The sequence below is a fragment of the Janthinobacterium sp. 13 genome, from assembly GCF_002749695.1.
Taxonomy (GTDB): domain Bacteria; phylum Pseudomonadota; class Gammaproteobacteria; order Burkholderiales; family Burkholderiaceae_D; genus Janthinobacterium; species Janthinobacterium kumbetense.
The window spans coordinates 2,851,832-2,876,497 of the sequence record NZ_PEEQ01000001.1; the positions used below are offsets into that span (position 1 = coordinate 2,851,832).

17 protein-coding genes and 1 tRNA gene are annotated in these 24,666 nt (G+C 61.9%); 4 read left to right on the forward strand and 14 right to left on the reverse strand.

The genetic code is table 11. The annotated features are described in order from the left end of the window. Position 1: 1 nt before the first annotated feature. From CLU94_RS12590 to CLU94_RS12635, 10 genes are all read right to left on the reverse strand, one after another. Positions 2-1,042 carry an arabinan endo-1,5-alpha-L-arabinosidase gene (locus CLU94_RS12590; protein ID WP_180278652.1) on the reverse strand — a complete coding sequence of 347 codons (1,041 nt, stop codon included), beginning with the start codon at positions 1,040-1,042 and terminating at the stop codon, positions 2-4. Between the two features lie 67 nt (positions 1,043-1,109). Further along, positions 1,110-2,660 carry an alpha-N-arabinofuranosidase gene (locus CLU94_RS12595; RefSeq protein ID WP_099665857.1) on the reverse strand — a complete coding sequence of 517 codons (1,551 nt, stop codon included), beginning with the start codon at positions 2,658-2,660 and terminating at the stop codon, positions 1,110-1,112. A gap of 223 nt (positions 2,661-2,883) precedes the next feature. After that, positions 2,884-3,651: an SDR family NAD(P)-dependent oxidoreductase gene (locus tag CLU94_RS12600; protein WP_099665858.1), complete on the reverse strand. Its 768-nt coding sequence runs from the start codon at positions 3,649-3,651 to the stop codon at positions 2,884-2,886. Positions 3,652-3,736: 85 nt separating this feature from the next. Next, on the reverse strand, positions 3,737-5,314 hold the full coding sequence (locus CLU94_RS12605) for an aldehyde dehydrogenase (NADP(+)) (protein WP_373610050.1): 1,578 nt from the start codon (positions 5,312-5,314) through the stop codon (positions 3,737-3,739). After that, positions 5,311-6,303, reverse strand: a complete 993-nt coding sequence (gene araD1, locus CLU94_RS12610) for an AraD1 family protein (protein ID WP_099665859.1) — start codon at positions 6,301-6,303, stop codon at positions 5,311-5,313. Before araD1 ends, CLU94_RS12605 begins: the two co-directional genes overlap by 4 nt. 12 nt (positions 6,304-6,315) lie before the next feature. After that, a complete protein-coding gene (locus CLU94_RS12615) occupies positions 6,316-8,058 on the reverse strand; it encodes an IlvD/Edd family dehydratase (protein WP_099665860.1) in 1,743 nt (580 codons plus the stop codon). A 196-nt stretch (positions 8,059-8,254) separates the two neighbouring features. Further along, complete coding sequence (locus tag CLU94_RS12620) at positions 8,255-9,325, reverse strand: aldose epimerase family protein (RefSeq protein ID WP_099665861.1); 1,071 nt, start codon at positions 9,323-9,325, stop codon at positions 8,255-8,257. Positions 9,326-9,342: 17 nt separating this feature from the next. Further along, a complete protein-coding gene (locus CLU94_RS12625) occupies positions 9,343-10,290 on the reverse strand; it encodes a glycoside hydrolase family 43 protein (RefSeq protein WP_099665862.1) in 948 nt (315 codons plus the stop codon). 24 nt (positions 10,291-10,314) lie between these two features. Beyond that, on the reverse strand, positions 10,315-11,667 hold the full coding sequence (locus CLU94_RS12630) for an MFS transporter (RefSeq protein WP_099665863.1): 1,353 nt from the start codon (positions 11,665-11,667) through the stop codon (positions 10,315-10,317). Between the two features lie 109 nt (positions 11,668-11,776). Further along, a complete protein-coding gene (locus CLU94_RS12635) occupies positions 11,777-14,434 on the reverse strand; it encodes a TonB-dependent receptor (protein ID WP_099668293.1) in 2,658 nt (885 codons plus the stop codon). A 300-nt stretch (positions 14,435-14,734) separates the two neighbouring features. Here CLU94_RS12635 and CLU94_RS12645 point away from each other — a divergent pair, with 300 nt between their 5' ends. Further along, positions 14,735-15,412, forward strand: coding sequence for a type 1 glutamine amidotransferase domain-containing protein (locus CLU94_RS12645; protein WP_099665865.1), 678 nt, complete (start codon positions 14,735-14,737; stop codon positions 15,410-15,412). Between the two features lie 107 nt (positions 15,413-15,519). On the opposite strand, the gene CLU94_RS12650 is transcribed toward CLU94_RS12645, so the two are convergent. Continuing rightward, positions 15,520-15,595, reverse strand: a tRNA-Arg gene (locus CLU94_RS12650). Positions 15,596-15,794: 199 nt separating this feature from the next. Here CLU94_RS12650 and CLU94_RS12655 point away from each other — a divergent pair. Beyond that, a complete protein-coding gene (locus tag CLU94_RS12655; RefSeq protein WP_099665866.1) occupies positions 15,795-16,358 on the forward strand; it encodes a c-type cytochrome in 564 nt (187 codons plus the stop codon). A 137-nt stretch (positions 16,359-16,495) separates the two neighbouring features. On the opposite strand, the gene CLU94_RS12660 is transcribed toward CLU94_RS12655, so the two are convergent. The 3 genes from CLU94_RS12660 to CLU94_RS12670 all read right to left on the reverse strand — a co-directional run bounded on the left by CLU94_RS12660 (position 16,496) and on the right by CLU94_RS12670 (position 21,585). Further along, entirely contained in the window at positions 16,496-18,571 is a 2,076-nt protein-coding gene (locus tag CLU94_RS12660) for a M13 family metallopeptidase (protein ID WP_099665867.1), read from the reverse strand. 188 nt (positions 18,572-18,759) lie between these two features. Further along, positions 18,760-20,844: a M13 family metallopeptidase gene (locus CLU94_RS12665; RefSeq protein ID WP_099665868.1), complete on the reverse strand. Its 2,085-nt coding sequence runs from the start codon at positions 20,842-20,844 to the stop codon at positions 18,760-18,762. 153 nt (positions 20,845-20,997) lie between these two features. Next, complete coding sequence (locus tag CLU94_RS12670) at positions 20,998-21,585, reverse strand: hypothetical protein (protein ID WP_099665869.1); 588 nt, start codon at positions 21,583-21,585, stop codon at positions 20,998-21,000. A 324-nt stretch (positions 21,586-21,909) separates the two neighbouring features. On the opposite strand from CLU94_RS12670, the gene CLU94_RS12675 reads away from it, so the two are divergent. Both CLU94_RS12675 and CLU94_RS12680 read left to right on the forward strand, forming a co-directional pair. Beyond that, positions 21,910-23,352 (forward strand): S41 family peptidase, encoded by a 1,443-nt coding sequence (locus CLU94_RS12675; protein ID WP_099665870.1) that lies wholly within the window; start codon positions 21,910-21,912, stop codon positions 23,350-23,352. A 187-nt stretch (positions 23,353-23,539) separates the two neighbouring features. Then, a complete protein-coding gene (locus CLU94_RS12680; RefSeq protein WP_099665871.1) occupies positions 23,540-24,661 on the forward strand; it encodes a beta-ketoacyl-ACP synthase III in 1,122 nt (373 codons plus the stop codon). Positions 24,662-24,666 lie beyond the last annotated feature (5 nt).

The window sequence follows — 24,666 nt, forward strand, 5'->3', positions numbered from 1 at the left end:
CTTACGGTTTGGCGGTAGCGGCGGACAACTGACGGCTCTGGTAGCGGTTCAAGTCGCGGGGATCGACTTGCGGCCAGCCGTCCTTGTCCCACGTCATGGGCAGGATCTTGAGCTTCTGCAAGTAATTGTCCGCCGTTTCATACGCGTGCAGCACCAGGTAATCCTTGCCGTCAAACGTGTAGGCGCTGTTGTGGCCCAGGCCCTGCCAGTCCTTGTCGCCTTTCAGCAGCACCGTGCCGCCGCCCTGCGCCATGTCGCGGCCATCCCTGTCCAAGTAGGGGCCCGTCACGCTGGTCGAGCGGCCCACGGCCAGGTGATACGTGCTTTTTTCCTTCTGGCAGCACAAGCCCCAGGAAACAAACAGGAAATACTCATTGCCGCGCTGGAAGATGAACGGCGCTTCGATCTCTTCCGGTGCAGGCTTGAATTCGCCGGCCCGTGGCGGCAGCGGTGCGCGGCGCGCCAGGGAGTGCCACTCTTGCGGTTCCGCAATACGGGTCCAGTCGGGCGTCAATTTCACCAGCTTGATGCCGTTCCAGAATGAACCGAACGACATCCACGGCGTGCCGTGCTTGTCCGTGATGATGTTCGAATCGATGGCGTTCCACTCGTCGCGCTCGGGCACGGATTGCAGCAGCATGCCCTGGTCCACCCAGCGGTAATCGGGCGAACGGGGATTCAAGGTGGTATTGACGGTCACGCCGATGCCCGACGTATTCTTGCCAAAGCCGGACACCGAGTAGTACAGGTAATATTTTCCATCATGAAATTGCACGTCGGGCGCCCAGATATGGTCGTCAAACGATGGCGCGGCCGTCCTGGCCCAGGTCGGCTGGCCCGCGAAGACGCGCCCTTCCGGTTGCCAGTCGACCATGTTTGTCGAGCTGTAAAAGGTGATGCCGGGACCCGTGCTGTACAGATAATACGTGTCGCCTTCCTTGGCCATCACGGGGTCGTGCACGCTGACCTGGGCCGCGTGCGCGGCAGCCATGATCGCCAGGGTGCTCAGGATGGCGGCCGCGCCGCGCGTCAACATGTGCATCGTCTTCTCCAAAATGGTCAGCCGGCCCATCATGCGGGCCGGCTTGATGAATGACAAGGGTGGCAGGCTAGTCGACCGCCACCACGACGACGGCCTTGGCGGGCACCGACACGGTCAGCTTGCCGCCCTGCGCCTTGGCAGTGAACGCCACGGGCTGCACGGCTTGCGGTTGCGCAAAGCTGTTGACGGCATCCATCTTGCCTGCGGTCAGCACGCGGCCAGTCACGGCCGTGACTTTTTGCCCCGCCAGCGCCACGCTCACGTCGACGGCCTTGTGCGGGTTCGTGTTGACCAAGGACAAGTACACCTTGCCATCCTTGGCGCGCGCGGCCGAGGCGCTCACTTCAGGAATGCTGACCTTGCCCAGGCTGTACTTGCCATTGCCGCTGATGGCGACCGGCAAGGCCGTGGCGTCCTGGAACGGCACGTACATTTCAAACGCGTGATATGTAGGCGTAAGGAAATATTTATCCTTGTCCGTGATGATCATCGCTTGCAGCACATTGACCATTTGCGCGATATTCGTCATGCGTACCCGGTCCGCATGGGCGTGGAAGATGTTGAAATTCAAGGCGGCGACGAGGGCATCGCGCAAGCTGTTTTGCTGGAACAAGAAGCCCGTGTTGGTGCCCGGCTCCACGTCGTACCAGGTGCCCCATTCATCGACGTACAAGCCCGTCTTTTTCGAGGGGTCGTTCTTGTCGATGGCGGCGAGATTGTTCTTGATCAAACTGTCGATGCGCAGGGTGCGGCTGAGAGTGGAAATCCATTCGTTTTCGCCAAAGCCCGTGGCCGCGCCCTTCTTTTCCCACACGCCGGTCGGCACCGTGTAGTAGTGGAAACTGATGGCGTCCATCATGTTCGGCTTGATTTCGCGGCTCAGGGTGCTGGACCAGCTGATGTCATCGTCATTGCCGCCGCTGGCGATGAATTTCGGGCGCGCGCTTTCCGGCGTCTTCATGAAGGTGTGATAGTGCTTGTACAGGTCGGCGTAGTATTGCGGACGCATATTGCCGCCGCAACCCCAGGCTTCATTGCCGATGCCAAAGTAATCGACTTTATACGGCTGGGCGCGGCCATTCTTGCGGCGCAGTTCGGCCAGGGTAGACTTGCTGTCCGAGGTCATGTATTCCAGCCATTCGGACATTTCCTGCGGCGTGCCGGAACCGAGGTTGCCGTTGATATAGGTCTGTGCGCCCAGCAACTCGGCCAGGTCGAAGAATTCGTGCGTGCCGACGGCGTTCGACTCTTCCACGCCGCCCCAGTTGGTATTGACCTTGGTCGGACGCTGGGCGCGCGCGCCGATGCCATCCTTCCAGTGGTATTCATCGGCAAAGCAGCCGCCCGGCCAGCGCACCAGAGGCACGTGCAATTGTTTCAGCGCGCCCAGCACGTCATTGCGCCAGCCCCTGGTGTTCGGGATCGGCGAATCCGGGCCCACCCACATGCCTTCATAGATGCCGGTCCCCAGATGCTCGGCGAACTGGCCGTAGATGTTTTTATTGATCACGGAACCAGGCTTGGCCGCATCGATGGTGACGCTGACGGGCGCGGCAAAAGCGCTGCCGACGGCCATGGCCAGGCTGAGGGCCACGATGCTGGTGTTGATACATTTCATGCTGTCTCCTGTTTTTAAGTGAAAAGCAAGGGCCGGGATCGACCCGGCAATGGATGTGGCGATGCCTCTCCTGCCGCGGGGTTGGGGCGGCAAGAGCGGTATTTCAAAGGAGGGGGATGGCTGCGGGCAAACCCGCGGCCGACAAAACGCCCAGGGCTAGGCGCAGGGTCGCAGACAGTACGCTAGTACGGCAAGACCCTGCAACAACGCCCTGGACGTTTTGTCAGACCCAGCCGGCGTCGACGATGAACTCTTGACTAGAGCACATCGCGCCGTCATCGGAGGCGAGGAACAACACCATGGCGGCGATGTCCTGTGGCATCAGCTTGCTTGGCAAGCATTGGCTTTTCTTGATTTCCACTTCCGCCGCCTCGTCGACCCACAGGTCGATCTGGCGCTGCGTCATGACCCAGCCGGGCGTCACCGTGTTGACGCGGATATTGTGCGCGCCGTAATCGCGCGCCAGGCCCCGCGTGAGGCCCACGACGGCCGCCTTGGTGGTGGCATACACGGGGTAGCCGCCCGACTTCATGTGCCAGGAAATCGAGCTGACATTGATGATGGAACCGCCGCCCTTGCGCTTCATGCCTTCGAAGACGGCCTGGCACGTGAAGAACATGGGACGTTGATTGATCGCAATGCGCTCGTTCCAGTATTCCAGGGTGACGTCCTGCGCCTGGTGGCGCTGGTCGTTGGCGGCATTGTTGACGAGGATATCGAAATCGCCCAGTTGATCGGCCAGTTCGGCCATGACGGCTTGCAGGGATGCAATATCCGTGATGTCGCAATGGCGGAACACGGGCGCCGTCCAGCCCGCTTCGGCCAGGCGGCGGCACAGGGCCTCGCTCGCTTCCACGGCGATATCGACAAACGCCACCACGGCGCCCTGGGCGGCAAACTCCGCCACCAGGGATTCGCCGATGCCGCTGCCGCCACCCGTGATGAACACGCGCTTGCCCTGCAAGCTGCCATATTTCGCCAATTGCTTCATCTTGTCTCCACCTGTTTATTTTTTATGTACAACGTGCAACGCAAGCTGGCGCGGCAAGGCCATCGGCCCGCCGCGCAGCAGCTTTTTACTCCTTGCCGAGAACGCCATCCTTGCGGCGCCAGATCCCCAGCGGATTATCGTCGCGCAGCGACTCCGGCAGCAAGTCCTGCAGCAGGTTCTGGTAGGACACGGGACGCAGGAAGCGGTTGATGGCCGCCGTGCCGACGGAGGTGCTGCGGCCGTCCGACGTGGCCGGGAACGGGCCGCCGTGCACCATGGCCGTCGACACTTCCACGCCCGTCGGGAAACCGTTGGCCAGGATGCGGCCCACGCGGCGCTCCAGCACGGGCAGCAAGCGGCGCGCGTCTGCCAGGTCGCCCGCATCCATCTGCAGGGTGGCCGTCAGCTGGCCTTCCAGGCTTTCCGTAATCGCCAGCAATTGTTCCATGTCGCGGCAAGCGACCAGCAGCGAGGCGGGGCCGAAGACTTCGTCGCGCAAGTCGTGTTTGGCCAGGAAAGCCTCGCCCGACGTGACGAACAGGGCGGCGGCGCCCTTGCCCTCTTCTCCCGTGTTTTGCACCAGCGGCGTCACGTCCGCGTGCTGCGCCAGGGCGGCGACGCCCTTGGCATAGCTGCTGGCGATGCCGGCCGTCAACATGGTGGCGGCCGACGCGGGCGCCAGCGCTTCAGCGGCAGCGGCGGCAAAGGCCGTAAAGTCGGCGCCTTCCAGGCCCAGCACGAGGCCGGGATTGGTGCAGAACTGGCCCACGCCCATCGTCAGCGAGGCGGCAAAACCGCCGGCGATCGCCGCGCCACGGGCGGCCAAGGCTTGCGGCAGCACAAACACGGGGTTGATGCTGCTCATCTCTGCGTAGACAGGAATCGGCTGCGGACGCTCGGCCGCCACCTTCATCAGGGCGATGCCGCCCGAACGCGAACCCGTGAAACCCACGGCCTGGATGGCCGGATGGGCGACCAACGCCTGGCCGATGCCGTTGCCCGTGCCCGTCAGCAAGGCGAAGACGCCGGCCGGCAGCTTGCAGATGGCAATCGCCTTGACGATGGCGCGCGCCACCAGTTCCGACGTGCCCGGATGCGCCGAATGGGCTTTCAGGACGACGGGGCAGCCGGCCGCCAGGGCCGAGGCCGTGTCGCCGCCCGCCACGGAAAAGGCCAGCGGGAAATTACTGGCCGCAAACACGGCGACGGGGCCCAGGCCGATCATGCGCAAGCGCAAGTCAGGACGGGGCGGCACGCGGTCCGGCAGCGGGCTGTCGATGCGCGCATCCGTCCAGGAACCTTCGCGCAGCAAGCCGGCGAACAGTTTCAACTGGCCCACCGTGCGGCCGCGTTCGCCTTCCAGTCGTGCGCGCGGCAAGCCGCTTTCCGTCATGGCGCGCACGATCAGGTCGTCGCCCAGTTCGCCGATTTGCGCGGCGATGGTATCTAAAAAGTCGGCGCGCTCCGCGTCGCTGGTGGCGCGGAACGGGTCGAAGGCGGCTTGCGCCAGGCGGCACGCTTCGTCGATTTGCGCTACATCAACCATGTGGAAGGCGGGCGCGATGTGGGCGCGCGCGGCCGGGTCCCACGCTTCGAAGGAGCCGCCATTGCCCTTGACGGCCACGCCGCCGATCCATGCATCACCGGTGATATTCAAACTCATAATGTGCTCACTTTCGCAAATTCGGTTGGGAAGACGTCGAGGCGGTTGCGCAAGGCAGGGCCAAAGGCCGGCGCTTCGATTTCAAAGGTTTCGCCCGGCGCCACGCTCACGCCATCGGCAAAGCTCAGGGTGGCCGTGCCAAAGAAATGCACGTGCACGTCGCCGGGGCGCTTGAACAGCGGATACTTGAAGTGGTGGTGTTCCAGGTTGGCAATCGTGTGCGACATATTCTCTTCGCCGCTGACGAAGGCCTTTTCCCAGCGCACATTGCCCGCCGCGTCCAGCACGCGCGAAGTACCGGCGATGTGCGCGGGCAATTCGCCCACCAGCAGGGCGGGGCCCACGCTGCAGGCGCGCAGCTTCGAGTGGGCCAGGTACAGATAGTTCTGGCGCTCCGTCACGTGGTCCGAGAATTCATTGCCGATGGCGTAACCGACCCGGTAGGGCTGGCCGTCGTCGCCGATCACGTACAGGCCGGCGATTTCCGGCTCTTCGCCGCCATCGAGGGCAAAGTCCGGCATGCGCAGCGGCTGGCCGCCCGCGCGCACGATGGAGCCGTCGCCCTTGTAAAACCATTCCGGCTGCGCGCCGGCCGTGCCAGCGGCTGGCTTGCCGCCTTCCACGCCCAGGCGGAACATTTTCATGGAGTCGCTCAAGGACTCGGCGTCGCCGCCGATCTTCTTGTGCATGGCGTCGCGCGCGCCGGCGCTGCCCAGGTGGGTCAGGCCCGTGCCCGTCACGTAGCAGTGCGCCTCGTCCGCGTGATCGAGCGGCGGCAGCACGCGTCCGGCAGCGGCCACGTCCGCATAGGAATGCGTGGCGTTGCCGACGGTAGCATTCACCAGGTCCGCCAGATTGATACGCTTGCGGATGGCGTCTTGCGCCAGCGCATACGTCGTGTTGTAGCCTTCGATGACTCGGATCTGGTCGTCTTGCAGCAGGCCGACGAGGCGGCCGCCGTGTTCATTCGTAAATTGCAGCAACAGCATGGAATTCTCCGCTTAATGTGAATGGCGCGGCACGGCGGAACCGCGATTGCCGACCAGGAAGTCGAAATCGCAGCCTTCGTCGGCCTGCAACACGTGTTCGATGTACAGTTGCTGGTAGCCGCTCTTCGGTCCGGGCGCGCTGCCCAGTTCGCGGGCCGCCAGGCGCTCGGCGATTTCCGCGTCGCTGATGTCGATGTTCAGGCTGCCGTTGTGGCAATCGAGGGCGATCATGTCGCCATCGCGCACGATGCCCAGCGGGCCGCCCGCCATCGCTTCCGGCGCCACGTGCAAGACCACGGTGCCATAGGCCGTGCCGCTCATGCGCGCATCCGAGATGCGCACCATGTCGGTGATGCCTTGCGCCAGCAGTTTCGGCGGCAAGCCCATGTTGCCCACTTCGGCCATGCCCGGATAGCCTTTCGGGCCGCAGTTCTTCATGACCAGCACAGAATCGGCATCGACGTCGAGATCCGGATCAAGGATGCGCGATTTATAGTGTTCGAAATCCTCGAACACGACGGCCTTGCCACGGTGCTGCATCAAATGCGGCGAAGCGGCCGACGGTTTCAAGACGGCGCCGCGCGGCGCCAGGTTGCCGCGCAGCACGCAGATGCCGCCATCGGCCAGCAGCGGGTTGTCCAGGGTGCGCACCACTTCATCGTTGTAGATCGGTGCTTCGACGCAGTTGTCCCACAGCGACTTGCCGTTGACGGTCAGCGCATTCTTGTGCGGCAACAAGTCGCCCTCGCCCAGGCGGCGTATGACGGCCGGCAAGCCGCCCGCATAGTAAAACTCTTCCATCAGGAAACGGCCCGACGGCAGCAAGTCGACGATGGTCGGCGTGCCGCGCCCTACACGGGTCCAGTCTTCCAGCTCCAGGGGCACGCCGATGCGGCCGGCAATCGCCTTCAGGTGGATCACGGCGTTGGTCGAACCGCCGATGGCGGCGTTGACCTTGATGGCGTTTTCAAACGCTTCGCGCGTCAGCACTTTCGACAGGCGCAAGTCTTCGTGCACCATTTCGACGATGCGGATGCCCGACATGTGCGCCAGCACGTAGCGGCGCGAATCGACGGCGGGGATGGCGGCATTGTGCGGCAGCGACGTGCCCAGCGCTTCAGCCATGCTGGCCATCGTCGAGGCCGTACCCATGGTGTTGCAGGTACCGGCCGAGCGCGACATGCCCGATTCGGCCGACATGAACTGGTGCAAGGTGATGGAACCGGCCTTCATCTGCTCGTGCAACTGCCATACGGCCGTGCCGGAACCGATGTCCTTGCCATTCAACTTGCCGTTCAGCATGGGGCCGCCGCTGACGACGATGGTGGGGATGTCGACGCTGGCCGCACCCATCAGCAGCGCCGGCGTCGTCTTGTCGCAGCCGACCAGCAGCACGACGGCGTCCATCGGGTTGCCGCGGATCGATTCTTCCACGTCCATCGAGGCCAGGTTGCGCGTCAGCATGGCCGTCGGGCGCAGATTCGATTCGCCGTTCGAGAAGACGGGGAATTCCACGGGGAAACCGCCCGCTTCCAGGATGCCGCGCTTGACGTGTTCGGCCAACTGGCGGAAATGGGCGTTGCAGGGAGTCAGTTCGGACCAGGTATTGCAGATGCCGATGATGGGCTTGCCGTGAAACTCGTGGTCAGGTATGCCCTGGTTTTTCATCCAGCTGCGGTACATGAAGCCGTTCTTGTCCTGCGAGCCGAACCACTCGGCAGAGCGCAGGGCAACCTTCTTTTTTGTCTCAGACATGCCATTCTCCTGGTTGTGCTATGCCGGATCTAATGTCGTCGGCCCGGGCAGCGATGTTGGAATACTAAAGAATCCTGCCATGCCTTTCCAATCAATTTTTAATGCGTTCCGATATCGAAAACGGTATCAGCATGCCGTAATGAAAACGCCCTGCGGGCGCGTGGCGGCAGGGCGTGGGCTGTTTTCGCAGGGGTACTTACCCGGCGGAAAAGCGGTACACGGTGTGCGTCCGATACTCCTCGCCCGGACGCAAGATGCTGTTCGGGAAGTGGAACTGGTTCGGCGAATCCGGGAAATGCTGGGTTTCCAGGCATAGCGCGCTGCGGTAGCTGTTGGCGCGCAGCTTGCCGGGCTGGCTGCCGTCGAGGAAATTGCCGGAATAAAACTGGACGCCGGGCTCCTGCGTGTACACCTGCATCACCCGCCCCGACACGGGATCGCGTACGGTGGCGGCCAGGCTGAGCAGTTGACCAGGCTGTTGATTCAGCACAAAGTTGTGATCGTAGCCACGGCCGATGCGGATCTGCTCGTGCGGTAAATCGATGCTGTGGCCGATGACGGTGCTCTGGCGCAAGTCGAACGGCGTGCCGGACACGTCCGCCAGTTCGCCCGTGGGAATCGAACCCGCGTCCACGGGCAGGTAGCGGTCCGCATTGATCGTCACCTCGTGACCGAGGATATCGCCCTGCCCCGCCAGATTGAAATAGCTGTGGTTGGTCAAGTTGACGGGCGTGGCCTGGTCCGTTACGGCGTGGTAGCGCAGGCTCAGGGCGTTGTCGTTGTCCAGTTCGTACACGACGGTCACGTCCAGCTTGCCCGGATAGCCATCTTCGCCGTGCGGGCTGCTGCGCGTGAACGTGACGCCGGCGGCATCGTCCCGGGTGAAAGGCTCGGCCTGCCACATGACCTGGTGAAAGCCTTGGTTGCCGCCATGCAAGTGATTCGGTGCATTGTTGACGGCCAGCTGGTAATCCTTGCCGTCGAGGCTGAAGCGTCCCTCGGCAATGCGGTTGCCGAAACGCCCGATGACGGCGCCCAGGAAAGCGCCATTGGCCAGATAGGGTTCGAGGCGCTCGAAACCGAGCACCACGTCGGCCAACGTGCCGGCGCGGTCCGGCACGTGGATTTCGCTGATGATGGCGCCAAAGTCGAGCACCTTGACTTGCATGCCCTGGCGGTTCGTCAGGGTAAATACGGTCACGTGCTGGCCACCGGGCAGGGTGCCGAACGGCGCTTGCGTCACTGAAACAGAATCAACTGGGGTCATGGCGTCGGGTCCAGGTTTTACAGGGTCGATGAGCGGCCAAACACGGGCATGCCTTGCGCATCCCAGCGCAGCGGTTTGACGAACGTGTGGCGATCCGGGTTCCACAGCGGATCGCCGACGATTTCCGTGTAGGTGCGGGCATGGTACACCAGCAATACGCCGTCGCCGTCCTCGGCCGTCGTGAAGCTGTTGTGGCCGGGGCCGTAGATGCCGTGCTCGTAGCAGGTGGCAAACACGGGCTCGGGCGACTTGCTCCACGAGAACGGGTCGAGCAGGTCGGCCGACGCATCGGCCCACAGCAAGCCCATCGCATAATTTTCATCGGTGGCGCTGGCCGAATAGCTGATGAAGATCTTGCCATTGCGTTTCAGCACGGACGGCCCCTCGTTGACCCAGAAGCCGCGGATTTCCCAGTCGAATTCCGGCTTGCTCAGCATCACGGGCGGACCGGCCAGCTGCCATGGCGTGGCCATCCGCGCGATATACAGGTTCGAATTGCCTTCGATGGCCACATCTTTCTGTGCCCACAGGTAGTACAGCACGCCGTCGTGCTCGAACGTGGTGGCGTCCAGGCAAAAGGTGTCGATGCCCGTATCGATCTGGCCCATGAATTCCCACTCGCCTTCCAGCGGGTTGGCATTCGTATTGCGGATCGCATACATGCGGTGCTGGAACAATTTATGCTTGATCTCGCGGCTCGGCGCGGCGGCGAAATACACATACCAGGCGCCCTGGTTGAAATGCAATTCCGGCGCCCACACCAGTTCGCTGTACGGCCCCGTGTCCGGCTTGTGCCACACGTCGACCGCGGGCGCGTCGGCCAGGCCGGCGACACTGTCGGCGCGGCGCAATTCAATGCGGTCGTACTGGGGCACGGAGGCCGTAAAGTAATAATAGCCGTCGCTGTGGCGGGTGATATGCGGGTCGGCCCGTTGTTCGATCAGCGGTTTCAAGACGTCTGCCATGTTGCTTACTCCATTCAGTTATTCTTACGCGGCGACAAAACCGCGTTTGTGCATTTCCGACTTGACGCCGCTGTAGTACGCATCGCTGATACGGTACTTGAACATCAGCAAGCCCATCAGCAAGTGGAAAAAGCCGGGGATGATCGACAGCATCAGGGCGATGCCGTTCAGGGCGAATTGCGTTTGCTCATGGTTGGGCTGGTAGTCGAAATACGCGAGCAGCACGCCCACCAGGCCGCCCGCCACCGCCATGCCCGCCTTCTGGCATACGGAAATGCCGCCAAAGGCGAAGCCGGAGACGCGCTTGCCCGTCTTCACCTGTCCATAGTCGATGGTTTCCGCGATGGCCGACCAGAACACGGGCGCATGCAAGTCCACCACGAAGGACAGCAGGAAATACAGGGCGAAAGCCAGCACCGTGTCGCTCGGTTTCACGAAGAAATAGATCGCCAGGCTGATCAGCGCGACGCCGATCTGCGTGTAGCGGAACAGTTTAACTTTGCAATAGAACTTGGTGATCCAGGTCGAGGCGATCATGGCCAGGATGGCGGCCACCACGCCCGTGGTCAAAAAGGCAGCCACCGTTTCCGTGCTGCCGCCCAGATAGTATTTCGCGTAATAAATAGCGACGGAGCCGCGCACCACGTAGCCGATGGTGCCCGTGACGCACACGCCGCACAGCACCAGCCATTGGTCATTCCGCAGCAACACTTTCAATTGCGCCAGCAACGATTGCTTTTCCACCACGTGCACAACCCGCTCGGTGGTGGAGAAATAGCAGAACAGGAACAGGGCCACGCCCATGACGGCCATCACGGCCATGGCTGCCTGGTAGCCGACGGCCGGGTTGCCGCCGCCCCAGCGCTGCGACAGGACCGGCACGACGATGGTCACCATGAAGGCGCCGATCTTGGCGAAGAACAAGCGGTAGCCGTTGGCCGACAGGCGGTCCTGCGGGTCGCTCGTCAAGCCGCTGATCAGGGAAATATACGGGATGCCCACGCCAGCCGTCATGATCGTCATCAGGATATATGTGGAATATGCCCAGATCAGCTTGGCGTCATACTGCCATTCGGGCGTGCTGAAGACAAAGAAGACGCTGACGCCATACGGCACGGCCAGCCACAGCAGGTAGGGGCGGTAGCGGCCCGAGGCAAAGCTGTAGCGGTCCGTGATCTGGCCCATGACGAGGTCGGCGATGGCGCCGATGACTTTCACGGCCACGAACAGCAGGGCCAGGTCGGTGGTTTTCAAGCCATAGATATCGGTATAGAAAAAGGTGATGATCAGCATCATCGACGAGATGACGACATTGAGCGCCATGTCGCCGGCGCCGAAGCCGACCTTTTCAACGGTGGATAATTTTTGCGTCTCCATGCTTTCCGTCCATTCTTTTTATGATGAATCGTGCGTGACTGTCCAACTGATAGGGGCGTTGCCGGCCGAAACCATGGCAACGCCCTTGATTTTTTACTGTGCGATCAACTTACATTTTCCAGCGTAAAGAAAGACCTACCGTGCGGTCATAGCGGCGCGTATCGCGCGCATACACGCCCGGTTCGTTCCAGTAATCCTTGAACTTGGTATCGAGCAAGTTATTCCCATCGAGGGTCACGGTGAACTGCTCGTTGATCTTGTACGACAGCGAACCGTCGAGCTGGGCCGTCGGCGCCACCTTCAAGTCCAGGCCGGGGCCGCCCTGGTTGTAGCTGTCGATGAATTTCGAGCGCCAGTTGTAGGCCAGGCGGCCCGACCAGGCGTCTTTTTCGTACAGCAACACCAGGTTGTAGGCATAGCGCGACACGCCCGTGATCGCATGGCTGCCCGTCTCGTCGTCGGTCGTGCCGCTCATGTAGGTGCCGTTCGCTTGCAAGCCCAGGCCGCTCAAGATGCCGGGCAAGCCGTCATAGAACTGCTGGTAGCCGATTTCCAGGCCTTGCAGCTTGCCCGCCGCCGTGTTGTACGGGCGGTCCACGTCATATGTCTTGCCGGCAATGGTTTCGCTGGAAATGCGTTGCTGGATATACCCGTCGAACTTGTGGTGGAACACGGTGGCGGTGACGGAACCGGCCGGCGCGAAATACCATTCCAGTGCCGCGTCGACATTGTCGCCCACGACCGGTTTCAAATTCGGATTGCCGCCCGCGCCCGTCGCCTTCACCGTTTCCGTCGAGTTGACGAGGGCCACGCCCGGGTTCAGCTGGGCAAAACCGGGGCGGCTGATGGTGCGGCCCGCCGCAAAGCGGCCGACCAGGTCGGCGCGCAGCTTGATTTTCAGGGCCACGCTCGGCAGCACGTCGGTACTGGACGTGTTGCTGATGACGGGCGTGTAGACGCCGTCCTGCGAGCTGTTGCCTTGCAAGCTTTGTTCGGTGCGCACGACGCGCACGCCCAGGGTGCCGTCGACGGGATAGTCAGCCAGCTTGAAGGCGACCTTTGCCTTGGTGTAGATGGAATACGTCTTTTCCGTGTCCTTGAAGAACGAACCCGGATCCATGGCGCGCGCCGCGCTGCTGCCCGTGACGGCCTGGCGCACGGTGCCCGTGTTATTGAGCAAGAAACTGGCGCATGGCGTGTACCATTGCTTCAAGCCGTAGTCGGGACCGCCGCTGGACATCGGTTCCGACAAGCAATTGAGGCCTGGAATCGACGTCACGCCCTGGCGGCCGAATGGAAATGCGGCGCCGGACACGTCCGGTGCTTCCGCATTGCCTTCATAGCTTTTGATCGATTCGGCTTCGCGCTTGACGCCGCGCAAGCCGACGCTGATTTCCTTGAAGATGCCGCCGGCACTCGGCGTATACGCCAGGTCGGCGCGCACATCGTTCGAGCTGCCCTGGTCCTGGCCGTAGCGGTCGAAAAAGCCCTTCAAATAGTAATTCGACGGGTCTTGCAAGTCGATGCCCGTGTAATCGACGTGCAGGGTGCCATTCTGGTTGGTATTGATGGTGGCGTTCGGCACTTGCGTGATGGCGTCGAGGATGGGGTTGCGCCATTTGAAGGTACTTTTGGTGCTGGCCACTTCCGACGTGAAACGCCATTCCGGGTTGATATCCCACAAACCGCCCACGGCAAACTGGTGCGTCTTCGTCTCGTTCTTGTTCGCCTGCGTCGACATGATGGTGTTGACGTTAGTCGAGGTCAATGTTTGCAGCTGGTTGGTGCCGGGAATTTTGGTGGCGGACACGGGCGTGCCCCACCATGGCAAACCGACGAAGTAATCGGACTCGGCATCGAGCAGGAAGCGCGTGGCCATGCCTTCCGCGTACAGCTCGACATCGGCGTTCGGACGCCATTGCAGCACGGCATTGGCGGTGCGGCGGCGGCGGTCGCCCTTGATCGGCAGCAAACCCACCTGGTCCGGCCCCGTCAAACCGGGCGACAGGAAACTTTTATCCACGGGCGCCGTATTGAATGCGCGTTCTTCATGGTAACGGTGCTGCTGCTGCGACAAGCCCAGCAGCGCGCCCACTTCACCGATGCCCGTCTTCCAGCGGTTCGCCACCATGCCGCTGATGTTCGGGTCGGTGGCTTTCGATTTGTCGCTGTAGACGGCGCGCGTATTCACGCTGGCCGTAAATTCCTTGAAGTCGAACGGGCGGTTGGTGCGCACGTCGATGATGCCGGCCACGCCGCCTTCGACCTGGTCCGCGCCCTGCGATTTATACACGTCGACGCGCTGCAGCATGGTGGCGGGAATGTCGGCCAGGTTGACGTAGCGCCCCGTGGTGGTAAACAGTTCGCGGCCGTTGAGCAAGGTCGTGACATCGCGCAAGCCGCGGATCATGACGGCACTGGCCTCGCCCGAATCGCGGCGGATCTGGATGCCGGAAATGCGCGCCAGGGTCTCGGCTACATTGTTATCAGGGAATTTGCCGATGTCGTCGGCGACGATGGAATCGATGACCTGGTCCGAACGCATCTTGATCTGCTGCGAATTTTGCGCCGAGCGGCGCACGCCGCTGACGGTCACGACCGACACTTCCGCGGCAGGCTCGGCACTGGCATCGGCCGCCACCGCCTCCTGCGCCCATACCGAAGCCGTGCTCAGCAAGCCAATACCGGCCAATGCCGCAACGGCTGCCTTCAAGGTGAATGGACGAGGGGAAGTGGCCGCGAGCGGACCGGTGGCGTTGCGCATCATGAATCTCCAGATATTGTATTGATATTTTTGCACTGCTTGCATGTCGTTCGCATGCTCGGCGTTTATCTTAGGGGCTGGGCGATAATCTCTCCAATCAATTTTTCCACTGTTTCGATATCAATTTTGATATCGGCAACTGGAACACTTTGGAGGTTGCAAACGGACAACGGCAGGAGCGTCGCGGGCGTTTTCATCACAGACATGCACAAAAAAACAGGCAGCACTGGCGTGCAGCATGAAAGTGCGAACAGGACTAAGCTGATGGCGTAACACTCCCCCACCGCTTGCACAGGAGTTCGCATGAACGTTTTAATGGTATTGACCTCGCACGACCAGCTGGGCGACACGGGCCACAAGACCGGCTTCTGGCTGGAAGAATTCGCCGCCCCGTATTACGTGCTGAAAGACGCGGGCGCGCACCTGACCCTGGCTTCGCCCAAGGGCGGCCAGCCGCCGCTGGACCCGAAGAGCGACGCCCCCGAATCGCAGACGGCCGCCACGGCCCGCTTCAAGGCCGACCCGGCCGCCCAGGCCGCGCTCGCTTCCACCGTCCTGCTGTCCAGCGTGAAAGCGGCCGACCATGACGCCGTGTTCTATCCGGGCGGCCACGGCCCCCTGTGGGACTTGGCCGAAGACCGGGACTCGATCGCCCTCATCGCAGCGCTGCAGGCAGCCGGCAAGCCCGTCGCCGCCGTCTGCCACGCTCCCGGCGTCTTGCGCCACGTCAAAGGCGGCGATGGCCAGCCGCTGGTGAAGGGCAAGCAGGTGACGGGTTTCACGAATACGGAAGAAGACGCCGTGGGCTTGACGAAAGTCGTGCCCTTCCTGGTGGAAGACATGCTCAAGGATAACGGCGGCATCTACTCGAAGGGCGCGGACTGGGCGCCATATGTGCTGACGGACGGCATCTTGATCACCGGGCAGAATCCGGCCTCATCGGAGGCGGCGGCGCAGGCGTTGCTGAAATTGCTGAAGTAAGGCTAGTGGCTGAGACGGGTGGCTGCGCAGCGGCAGGCGCAGCCATAACTATCACGCACGGCAATGCGCACAATGCTAGCGAAAGAAACGGCAAGTCTTGATTTGTCTGGTGCGGCTGGCGGGGATCGAACCCACGACCCTTGGCTTCGGAGGCCAATACTCTATCCACTGAGCTACAGCCGCGTAGGGGGAATTTCTGAAGTGATGCGAAGGATACCGTTTTTCTTTACCTACGTCTACGGAAACTGTCGTATCGCTGGCAATTGCATGTCGCTGCTCAATTTTTGTGCCTATAATTGTGGGTTTCATAAAGGTTTACATACAAGCATGTAAAAATGCTACCTTACACGGCCATCAGTTTCAAATCTGGACTAAGGACATCATGAGCGACGCACATAACGAACAACAATCAGCGATCAAAACGCCTAAACAATTGCTTGCCGCCGTAGCTGGCTTCTTCCTCATCACCGTCATCGGCATCATCCTGCTGGTGCAGTTCGTCACGGCGCAAAAACTGACGGGCGCCGGTACGGACAGCCAGTCGCCGGAAGCCATCGCCGAGCGCCTGAGCCCAGTGGCCAACGCCGGCTTTACCTTCAAGGATGCCAGCGGTCCGAAAGTGCTGCAAAGCGGCGAAGCCGTCTACACGGCCACCTGCGTGGCTTGCCATGGCGCCGGCGTGGCCGGTGCACCGAAGTTTGGCGATGCGGGCAGCTGGTCGGCCCGCCTGGCCCAGGGCTACGATACGGTCCTGAAACACGCGATCGAAGGCTTGCGCGCGATGCCGGCCAAGGGCGGCAATCCCGACCTCGACGATGTGGAAGTGGCGCGCGCCGTCGTCTACATCGCCAACGCGTCGGGCGGCAAGTTCAAGGAACCGGAAGTGCCGGCACCGGCCGCTGCCGCTGATGGCGCCGCCGCACCAGCCGCGGAACCGGCCAAGTAAGCAGCGTCACACCCGTTTCCAGGAACCGCCCGCCAGGGCGGTTTTTTTTTACCCATCGTTTGCGCCAGATCACACGGCGTAAAAAAGCCGCCCGGCTTGCGCGGGGCGGCTGGCAACTTATGCCTGGTACAAGCGTCTTACCACATGATGACGCGGTCTTTCGGTGGCAGATACATCTTGTCGCCCGGTTTCACGTCAAACGCCTGGTAGAAGCCGGGCTGGTTGCGCATGGTACCGTTGGCGCGGAACTGGCCTGGCGAGTGCGGGTCCGTTTTCAGCAAGACCAGTTGCTGCGCTTCGCGCATCTTCATGCGCCAGACCTGGGCAAAGCCGGCGTAAAAGCGCTGCTCGCCCGTGAAACCGTCGATGACGGGCGCTTTCTTGCCGTTCAGCGACAATTTGTACGCTTTATATGCGATCGCCACGCCGGAATTGTCGGCGATGTTCTCGCCCAGGGTCAGTTCGCCGTTGACGAAATGGCCCTTGACGGGGCTGAAGCTGTTGTACTGCGCCACCAGCTGCTTGGTTTTCTTGGCGAAGTTTTTATGGTCGGCCTTGGTCCACCAGTCGCGCAAGTTGCCGTCGCCGTCGTACTGGGCGCCCTGGTCGTCGAAGCCGTGGCTGATTTCATGGCCGATCACGCCGCCGATGGCGCCGTAGTTGACGGCGTCGTCCGCGTTGGCGTCGAAGAACGGCGCTTGCAGGATGGCGGCCGGGAAGACGATTTCATTCAGTTCCGGGTTGTAATAGGCGTTCACGGTCTGCGGCGTCATGCCCCACTCGTCGCGGTCGATAGGCTGGCCCAGCTTGTTCAATTCGCGGTTGTAGTTGAGCAAGTGCGAACGCTGGATGTTGCCGATCAAATCGTCCGGCGCTACCGTCAGGCCCGAGTAATCGCGCCATTTGTTCGGATAGCCGATCTTGGTGGTGAACTTGGACAGCTTGATTTGCGCCTGTTTCTTGGTGACGGGGCTCATCCAGTCGAGCTTGTCGATGCTTTGCTGGTAGGCCGTCATCAGGTTTTTCACCAGCGCTTCCATGCGCACCTTGCGCTCGGCCGGGAAATATTGCTCCACGTACAGTTGGCCCACGGCTTCGCCCAGCGCGCCTTCGACGGCGCCCACGCCGCGTTTCCAGCGCGGACGCATTTCCGTCACGCCCGTCAGGGTGGTGCCATAAAACGCGAAGTTTTCATCGACATACGCTTTCGGCAGGTAGCCGGCGTTGGCGTGCAGCAAGTGCCACTGGAAGTAGGCTTTCCACGTTTCCAGCGGCGTCTTGTTGGCGATCTCGGCAAAACCTTTCAGGTAGCTGGGCTGGCTGACGATCACGTAATTGACCTTGCCGGCGATGCCCGTGTCCTTCAGGTAGCGGGCCCAGTCGTAGCCTGGCGCCACGGCGGCCAGTTTCGCCAGTTCCACCTTGTTGTAGGTCTTGACGGGATCGCGGTTCTGCACATTGCTCCATTGCGCCTTGGCCAGTTCCGTTTCCAGCGCGAGGATGGCTTTCGCATTCGCGGCCGCGTTCGCGTCGCCGGCCAGGCTGAGCATTTTCTCCACGTGGGCCAGGTATTTGGCGCGCGTATCGGCCTTGCCTGCTTCCAGGTAGTAATCGCGGTCAGGCAAGCCCAGGCCGCTTTGCACGATGTCGGCCACGTATTTGGTGGAATCCTTGGCGTCCTGGTGGATGCCGAAGTCATAAGGCGAAGTCACGCCCAGCTTGCTGAAGTGGGCGATTACGGCCGGCAATTCCGCCTTGTCCTGCAGCGCGGCGATCTTCGCCAGCTCCGCGTTCAACGGCGTCAGACCCAGGCTTTCCAGCTTGGCTTCATCCATGAAGCTGTTATAGAAATCGCCGATTTTCTGGGCATTCGAACCGGCCGCGCGGGCCTTGTCGGCGGCCGCGCCTTCGACGATGCCGCGCAGCTGCGTTTGCGTATCGTCAGCCAGCTTGGCAAAGCTGCCCCAGCTCGACTTGTCGGCAGGAATGACCGTTTCCGCCAGCCATTTGCCATTCAGGTGCTGGAACAGGTCGTCCTGCGCGCGCACGGCAGGGTCGACGTATTCGACGGCGATGCCGGACGTCAGCGCGGCGGCGGCGACAGCCGTGGCGGGAGCGGCGGCGGCTTTCTTGGCCGTATCAGCGGCGCCAGCCATGCCGGACACGCCGGCCAGCAAGCTCAGGGTCAATGCACTTAACAAATAACGATTCACGGTTGTCCTCTATATTGTATTGTGTGGAATATAAGGGTCAGAAGGCCCAGGGCTTCTGGCCCGGTTTTTGACTGTAGCATACCGGCCGAAACGACAGAAAGAACTTTGACCGGAATGCAAAAAAGACCACGCTAGGTGGCCTTTTCTGTTGTTACAGTAGTACGTTTTTCACGACGACGCGCATGCGCTTACCAGATGATGACGCGGTTTTCCGGCGCAACGTACATCTTGTCGCCCGGTTTCACGCCAAATGCTTCGTAGAAGCCAGGCTGGTTGACCATGGTGCCATTGGCGCGGTACTGGCCCGGCGAATGGGGGTCGGTCTTGATCTGCACGATCTGCTGCGCTTCACGCATCTTGCTGCGCCACACCTGGCCAAAGCCCATGTAGAAGCGCTGGTCGCCCGTCAAGCCGTCGAGCACGGGTGCTGGCTTGCCGCCCAGCGAAATTTTATAGGCCTTGTAGGCGATCGCCACGCCCGAGTTGTCGGCGATGTTCTCGCCCAGGGTCAGGGCGCCGTTGACGTGGTAGCCAGGCAATGGGCTGTAACCGTCATATTGCTTGGTCAGCGCGTCGGCCTTGGCGGCGAAGTTCTTGCGGTCGGCCGGGGTCCACCAGTCGCGCAGGTTGCCGTCGCCATCGGACTGGCTGCCCTTGTCGTCGAAGCCGTGGCTGATTTCATGGCCGATGACGGCGCCGATGGCGCCATAGTTGACGGCGTCGTCCGCGTTGGCGTCGAAGAACGGCGGCTGCAGGATGGAGGCCGGGAAGACGATTTCATTCATCGTCGAGCTGTAATAGGCGTTCACCGTCTGCGGCGTCATGCCCCACTCTTCGCGGTCGATCGGCTTGCCCAGCTTGGCCACCTGGCGCGCGGAGCCGAAGTTGGCGGCGCGCATCATGTTGCCCACCAGGTCGCCCTGGACGATCTGCAGCTTCGTGTAATCGCGCCATTTGTTCGGATACGCGATCTTCGGCGTGAACTTGGCCAGCTTGGCTTGCGCTTCCTTCTTGGTTTCCGGGCTCATCCAGTCCAGGGTGTCGATGCTGTCCTTGTAGGCGGCCAGCACGTTTTTCACCAGTTCCTGCATGTGCGCCTTGCGTTCTGCCGGGAAATATTGCGCCACGTACAGTTTGCCGACGGCTTCGCCCAGCACGCCTTCGACGGCGCCCACGCCACGCTTCCAGCGCGGCTGGTTTTCCGTCACGCCGCTGAGTACCGTGCCGTAGAAGGCAAAGCTTTCATCGACGAAGTTTTTCGACAGGTAGCTGGCATAGCTGCGCAGCAACTGCCATTCGAAATACGCCTTCAGGGTGTCCAGGTCGCTTGACGCCAGCACCTTGTTGTAGCCGGCCAGGTAGCTCGGCTGGTTGACGATGACGTAATCGACCTTGTTGGCGATGCCCAGGGCGGCCAGGCCAGACTTCAGGTCGTAGCCCGGGGTCAGCTCGTTCAGCGTGTTGATGTCGGTCTTGTTGTAGCGTTTGACAGGGTCGCGGTTCTCGACCTTGGTCCATTGCACTTCGGCCAGGGCCGTTTCCAGCGCCACGACAGCCTTGGCGCGGGCGGCGGCATTCTTGTCGCCGGCCATGGCCAGCATTTTTTCCACGTGCGCCTGGTATTTTTCTTTGACGCCAGCCTGCTTGGCTTCCAGGTAGTAGTCGCGGTCCGGCATGCCCAGGCCGCTCTGGCTCACGTAGGCCGCATATTTCGTCGAAGCACGGGCATCCTGGCCCACGTAGACGGCGTACGGCGTGGCCACGCCCGTCTGGCTCAGGTGGGCGATCAGGGCAGGCACGCCCTTCTTGTCGCGCAGCGAGCGGATGCGGTTCAGTTCGCCGGCCAGCGGCTTCGTGCCCAGCGCCTCGAGTTTGGCTTCATCCATGTAGCTGGCGTACAGGTCGCTGATTTTCTGCGCTTCGGAACCGGCTTTCCTGTTCTTGTCCTTTTGCGTGGCTTCGATGATGCCGCGCAACTGTGGCGTGGTGTCATCGCGCAGCTTGGCGAACGAACCCCAGCTCGACTTGTCGGCAGGAATCTCGGCCGTGGCCAGCCACTTGCCATTCAAATGGGTAAAGAAGTCGTCCTGCACGCGCACGGCGGGGTCGATGTACTGCACATCGATGCCGGAAACGACGCCGGCGGCGGCAGGTGCAGAAGGTGCGACACTGGGGGCCACGGTCGGGGCGGCAACGGCGGATGCGGGTTCGGCGGCATGGGCAAACGCAGCCAACAGGGTCAGGGTCAGACTGCTCAAGAGATAGCGATTCACGGATTGTCCTTATGGGGCATGTCAAAAAGACCGGGCGGATAGCTTCGGGCGGATAGCCTGCCGCGCCAGGCGCTGCAGGAATGTAGCACGCAAGCATGCCTTTTGGCCATCCTTGCCCCTTGCTTGCCCCCCGCGCTTGCCCCCTGCTTACCCTCAGTTGCCGGGCAAGGTGATACCGGCGCCCCCGCTGCCCATGCTCACGCCCGCGCCGCCCATGCCGCCCTTGCCACCGCCCTTGCGTCCGCCGTGCTCGCCACCGGGCGCGCCGCGCGACTCGCTGTGGGGCGCGGCGGCGTCCATCACGCGCGCCATCTGGCCGGCGATGAACTGGGCCACCATCTGGCGCTGGTTCTCGTCCAGGGCATCGTTGACGCTCAGCCACCATTCGCGCAGCTGCTTTTCCTCGGCCAGGCTCTGCGTGCTTTCCATGTCCAGGCCGGCGAGCAGGTCGCGCAGCTCCAGCCGGGGCGCCTGCAAACCCTGCGCCACGCCCGCTTGCAGGCGTTCGCGGCGCGCCTTGCGTTCGCGCAAGAGTTGACGCGATTTCCCTTCCACCTGCTGCCACAAGGTGGTCTGATTCGCATTGAGCTTCAATTCCGTCTTGAAATCGGGCGCCATCGGCAGCAAGTCTTCCAAGCGCATGTCGGCAATCGGCACGGCCGAGGCGGTCAAGGCGGTGGTGCCCAGCAGCAAGGCCAGGCTGAAACGGCGCACGGCGGGGAGAAAGGTCAACGAGGTCATGGGGGCTCCGGATAAAAAAAAGCCTGCGTCCGCAGACGCAGGCAAAACCACTTCGGGTCGAGAATGCGAGTCCACTATAGGGCCGCGGCACACGCTTTTTTTCGACTCTTACAAATGCTTACTCCCCTCAAGAGTAACTATACATCGCATACAAAACCGCAACATATGGCAAGCTGGCGAGCCCGTTTTCGCGCGTAGACTGGGCCAAGGCACGCTTTTTCCACGGCCGGCCCACGCCGGCAGAGATTCAGGTCTATACTTTCAGGAAAGCGCCGCTCCACGGGGACTGGCGCTTGTGCAAGACACGCTAGCTGCAAAGGTGCAATGATGGGCAAACTCAAAAATACCGGCTTGATCGGCCTGGGCGTGGTGGCCGGCGTCGCCGTGTCGCTGCAATTTTCCGCCATGGCGCAAAAAAACGTCGAGCCGCCCCTGCCGCTGGAAGAGCTGCGCCAGCTGGCCGATGTGTTTGGCCTGATCAAGTCCGATTACGTGGAACCCGTCGAAGACAAGAAATTGCTGGAAGACGCCATTTCCGGCATGGTCGCCTCGCTCGACCCCCATTCCGCCTATCTGGACAAGAAAGCCTACGCCGAACTGCGCGAAGGCTCCGAAGGCAAGTTCGTCGGCCTGGGCATTGAAATTGGCCTGAGCGAAGACGGCTACATCAAGATCGTCTCGCCCATCGAGGATTCGCCCGCCTACCGCGCCGGCATCAAGGCAGGCGATCTGATTACCCGCCTCGACGGCCAGCCCGTGAAAGGCGTCAGCCTCGACGACAACGTCAAGCGCATGCGCGGCGAGCCGGGCACCAAGGTATCGCTGACCATTGCCCGCAAGGATGAACCGCAGCCGCTGGCCTTCACCATCACGCGCGAGGAAATCCACCAGAAAAGCGTGAAGGCGAAGATGGTCGAGCCGGGCTACGCCTGGCTGCGCGTGTCGCAATTCCAGGAACCCACCGTCGATGACATGGCCGCGCAGATCACGGCGCTGTACAAGCAAGACCCGAACCTGAAGGGCATGGTGCTGGACCTGCGCAACGATCCGGGCGGCGTGCTGCAGGGCGCCATCGGCGTCTCGGCCGCCTTCCTGCCGAAGGATGCGGCCATCGTCTCGACCAACGGCCAGTTGCCGGACTCGAAACAGGTGTTCTACGGCCGCGCCGAATACTATACGTTCCGCTCGGAAGGCGATGCCCTGGCGAAATTGCCGGCCGCCATCAAGAAAGTGCCGCTGGTGGTGCTCGTCAACACGGGTTCCGCCTCGGCCTCGGAAATCGTCGCCGGCGCCCTGCAGGATTACAAGCGCGCCACCATCATCGGCACGCAAACCTTCGGCAAGGGTTCCGTGCAAACCATCCGCCAATTGACTGCCGACACGGCCGTCAAGCTGACGACGGCCCGCTATTACACGCCGAACGGGCGCTCGATCCAGGCCAAGGGCATCGTGCCCGACCTGCTGGTCGATGAAAATGCGGACGGCGACGGCTTGAACGGCTTGCGCATCCGCGAAGCGGACCTCTCCAAGCACCTGAGCAACGACCGCGACAAGGAAAGCGCCAAGGCCGCCCCCGTCAACGACGAGATGGAGGAGCAATTGCGCATCATCGCCCTGGAAAAGACCCGCAAACCGTTGGAATTCGGCAGCCAGGACGATTTCCAGCTGCACCAGGCGCTGAACCACCTGAAAGGTTTGCCGGTGCAACTGGCCAAGGCCGAACCGGTGGTGGTGCAAGCCGACGTCAAGCAAGAACAGAAGAAGTAAACAGCAGCGCCAGCAGCACGGCGGGGGGCGCCATGCCCCCCGTTACCCCGTCCACGCGACAAAAATCAATCTTCCGCCACACTTCCCCCTGCCCCGCAACACGAAACTCTCTACAGTCGAGCCCGTTTGTGTAAAATTTGCTTCACTTATCGGCATCGCGCCGATTGCCAAATTTGAAAGTTTAACCATGAAACAAGTCGTCATCAGCGGTACCGGACTGTACACGCCGCCATTTTCGATCTCCAACGAAGAGCTGGTCACCTGCTTCAATGCCTACGCGGAAAAATTCAATGCCGACAATGCCGACGCGATCGCCGCGGGCACGGTGACGGCGCTGGACCTGTCGAGCGTGGCCTTCATCGAAAAGGCGTCCGGCATCAAGTCGCGCTTCGTGATGGAAAAGGAAGGCATCCTCGATCCGGCCCGCATGGTGTCGCGCATTGCGGAGCGGGGCGATGACGAACTGTCGCTGCAGGCGGAAATGGCCGTCGCCGCCGCGCGCGACGCCTTGGCGCGCGCCGGCCGCACGCCAGCCGATATCGACATGGTACTGGTGGCTTGCAGCAATATGCAGCGCGCCTACCCGGCCATGGCCGTGGAAGTGCAGGATGCGCTGGGCATCGACGGTTATGGTTTTGACATGAACGTGGCGTGCTCGTCCGCCACCTTCGGCATCCAGCAAGCCGTGGCCGCCGTGCAAAGCGGCCAGGCGCGCGCCGTGCTGGTGTTGAACCCGGAAATCACCAGCGGCCACCTGAACTGGCGCGACCGCGACAGCCATTTCATTTTCGGCGACGCCTGCACCGCCATCATCGTCGAAGCGAAAGACACGGCCGTCTCGCAGCACCAGTTCGAGATCATCGGCACGGAACTGAAAACGCGCTTTTCTAACGCCATCCGCAACAATTTCGGCTTCCTCAACCGTTTTGACGAATCCGGCATGGGCAAGGCGGATAAATTGTTCCGCCAGCAAGGCCGCAAGGTGTTCAAGGAAGTGTGCCCGATGGCCGCCGAGATGATCAAGGCGACCCTGGCCAAGGCCGGCGTGGAAGTGGCGCAAGTCTCCCGCTACTGGCTGCACCAGGCGAATCTGAACATGAACTTGCTGATCGCGCGCCTGATCCTGGGCCGCGACGCGGAAGCCAACGAAGCGCCCGTGATCCTCGACACCTACGCCAACACCTCGTCGGCCGGCTCCATCATCGCCTTCCATAAGTATCAGGATGACATGGCGGCGGGCGCCACGGGCGTCATCTGCTCGTTCGGCGCCGGTTATTCCATCGGCTGCGTGGTCGTGCGCAAGGTGTAAAGACA

Coding starts and splice junctions, on each gene's coding strand:
- CLU94_RS12615 (WP_099665860.1), bottom strand. CDS start 8,058: ATGTCTGAGACAAAAAAGAAGGTTGCCCTGCGCTCTGCCGAGTGGTTC.
- CLU94_RS12670 (WP_099665869.1), bottom strand. CDS start 21,585: ATGACCTCGTTGACCTTTCTCCCCGCCGTGCGCCGTTTCAGCCTGGCC.
- CLU94_RS12600 (WP_099665858.1), bottom strand. CDS start 3,651: ATGAAGCAATTGGCGAAATATGGCAGCTTGCAGGGCAAGCGCGTGTTC.
- CLU94_RS12675 (WP_099665870.1), top strand. CDS start 21,910: ATGATGGGCAAACTCAAAAATACCGGCTTGATCGGCCTGGGCGTGGTG.
- CLU94_RS12645 (WP_099665865.1), top strand. CDS start 14,735: ATGAACGTTTTAATGGTATTGACCTCGCACGACCAGCTGGGCGACACG.
- CLU94_RS12595 (WP_099665857.1), bottom strand. CDS start 2,660: ATGAAATGTATCAACACCAGCATCGTGGCCCTCAGCCTGGCCATGGCC.
- CLU94_RS12655 (WP_099665866.1), top strand. CDS start 15,795: ATGAGCGACGCACATAACGAACAACAATCAGCGATCAAAACGCCTAAA.
- CLU94_RS12635 (WP_099668293.1), bottom strand. CDS start 14,434: ATGATGCGCAACGCCACCGGTCCGCTCGCGGCCACTTCCCCTCGTCCA.
- araD1 (WP_099665859.1), bottom strand. CDS start 6,303: ATGCTGTTGCTGCAATTTACGAATGAACACGGCGGCCGCCTCGTCGGC.
- CLU94_RS12620 (WP_099665861.1), bottom strand. CDS start 9,325: ATGACCCCAGTTGATTCTGTTTCAGTGACGCAAGCGCCGTTCGGCACC.
- CLU94_RS12590 (WP_180278652.1), bottom strand. CDS start 1,042: ATGCACATGTTGACGCGCGGCGCGGCCGCCATCCTGAGCACCCTGGCG.
- CLU94_RS12630 (WP_099665863.1), bottom strand. CDS start 11,667: ATGGAGACGCAAAAATTATCCACCGTTGAAAAGGTCGGCTTCGGCGCC.
- CLU94_RS12605 (WP_373610050.1), bottom strand. CDS start 5,314: ATGAGTTTGAATATCACCGGTGATGCATGGATCGGCGGCGTGGCCGTC.
- CLU94_RS12680 (WP_099665871.1), top strand. CDS start 23,540: ATGAAACAAGTCGTCATCAGCGGTACCGGACTGTACACGCCGCCATTT.
- CLU94_RS12625 (WP_099665862.1), bottom strand. CDS start 10,290: ATGGCAGACGTCTTGAAACCGCTGATCGAACAACGGGCCGACCCGCAT.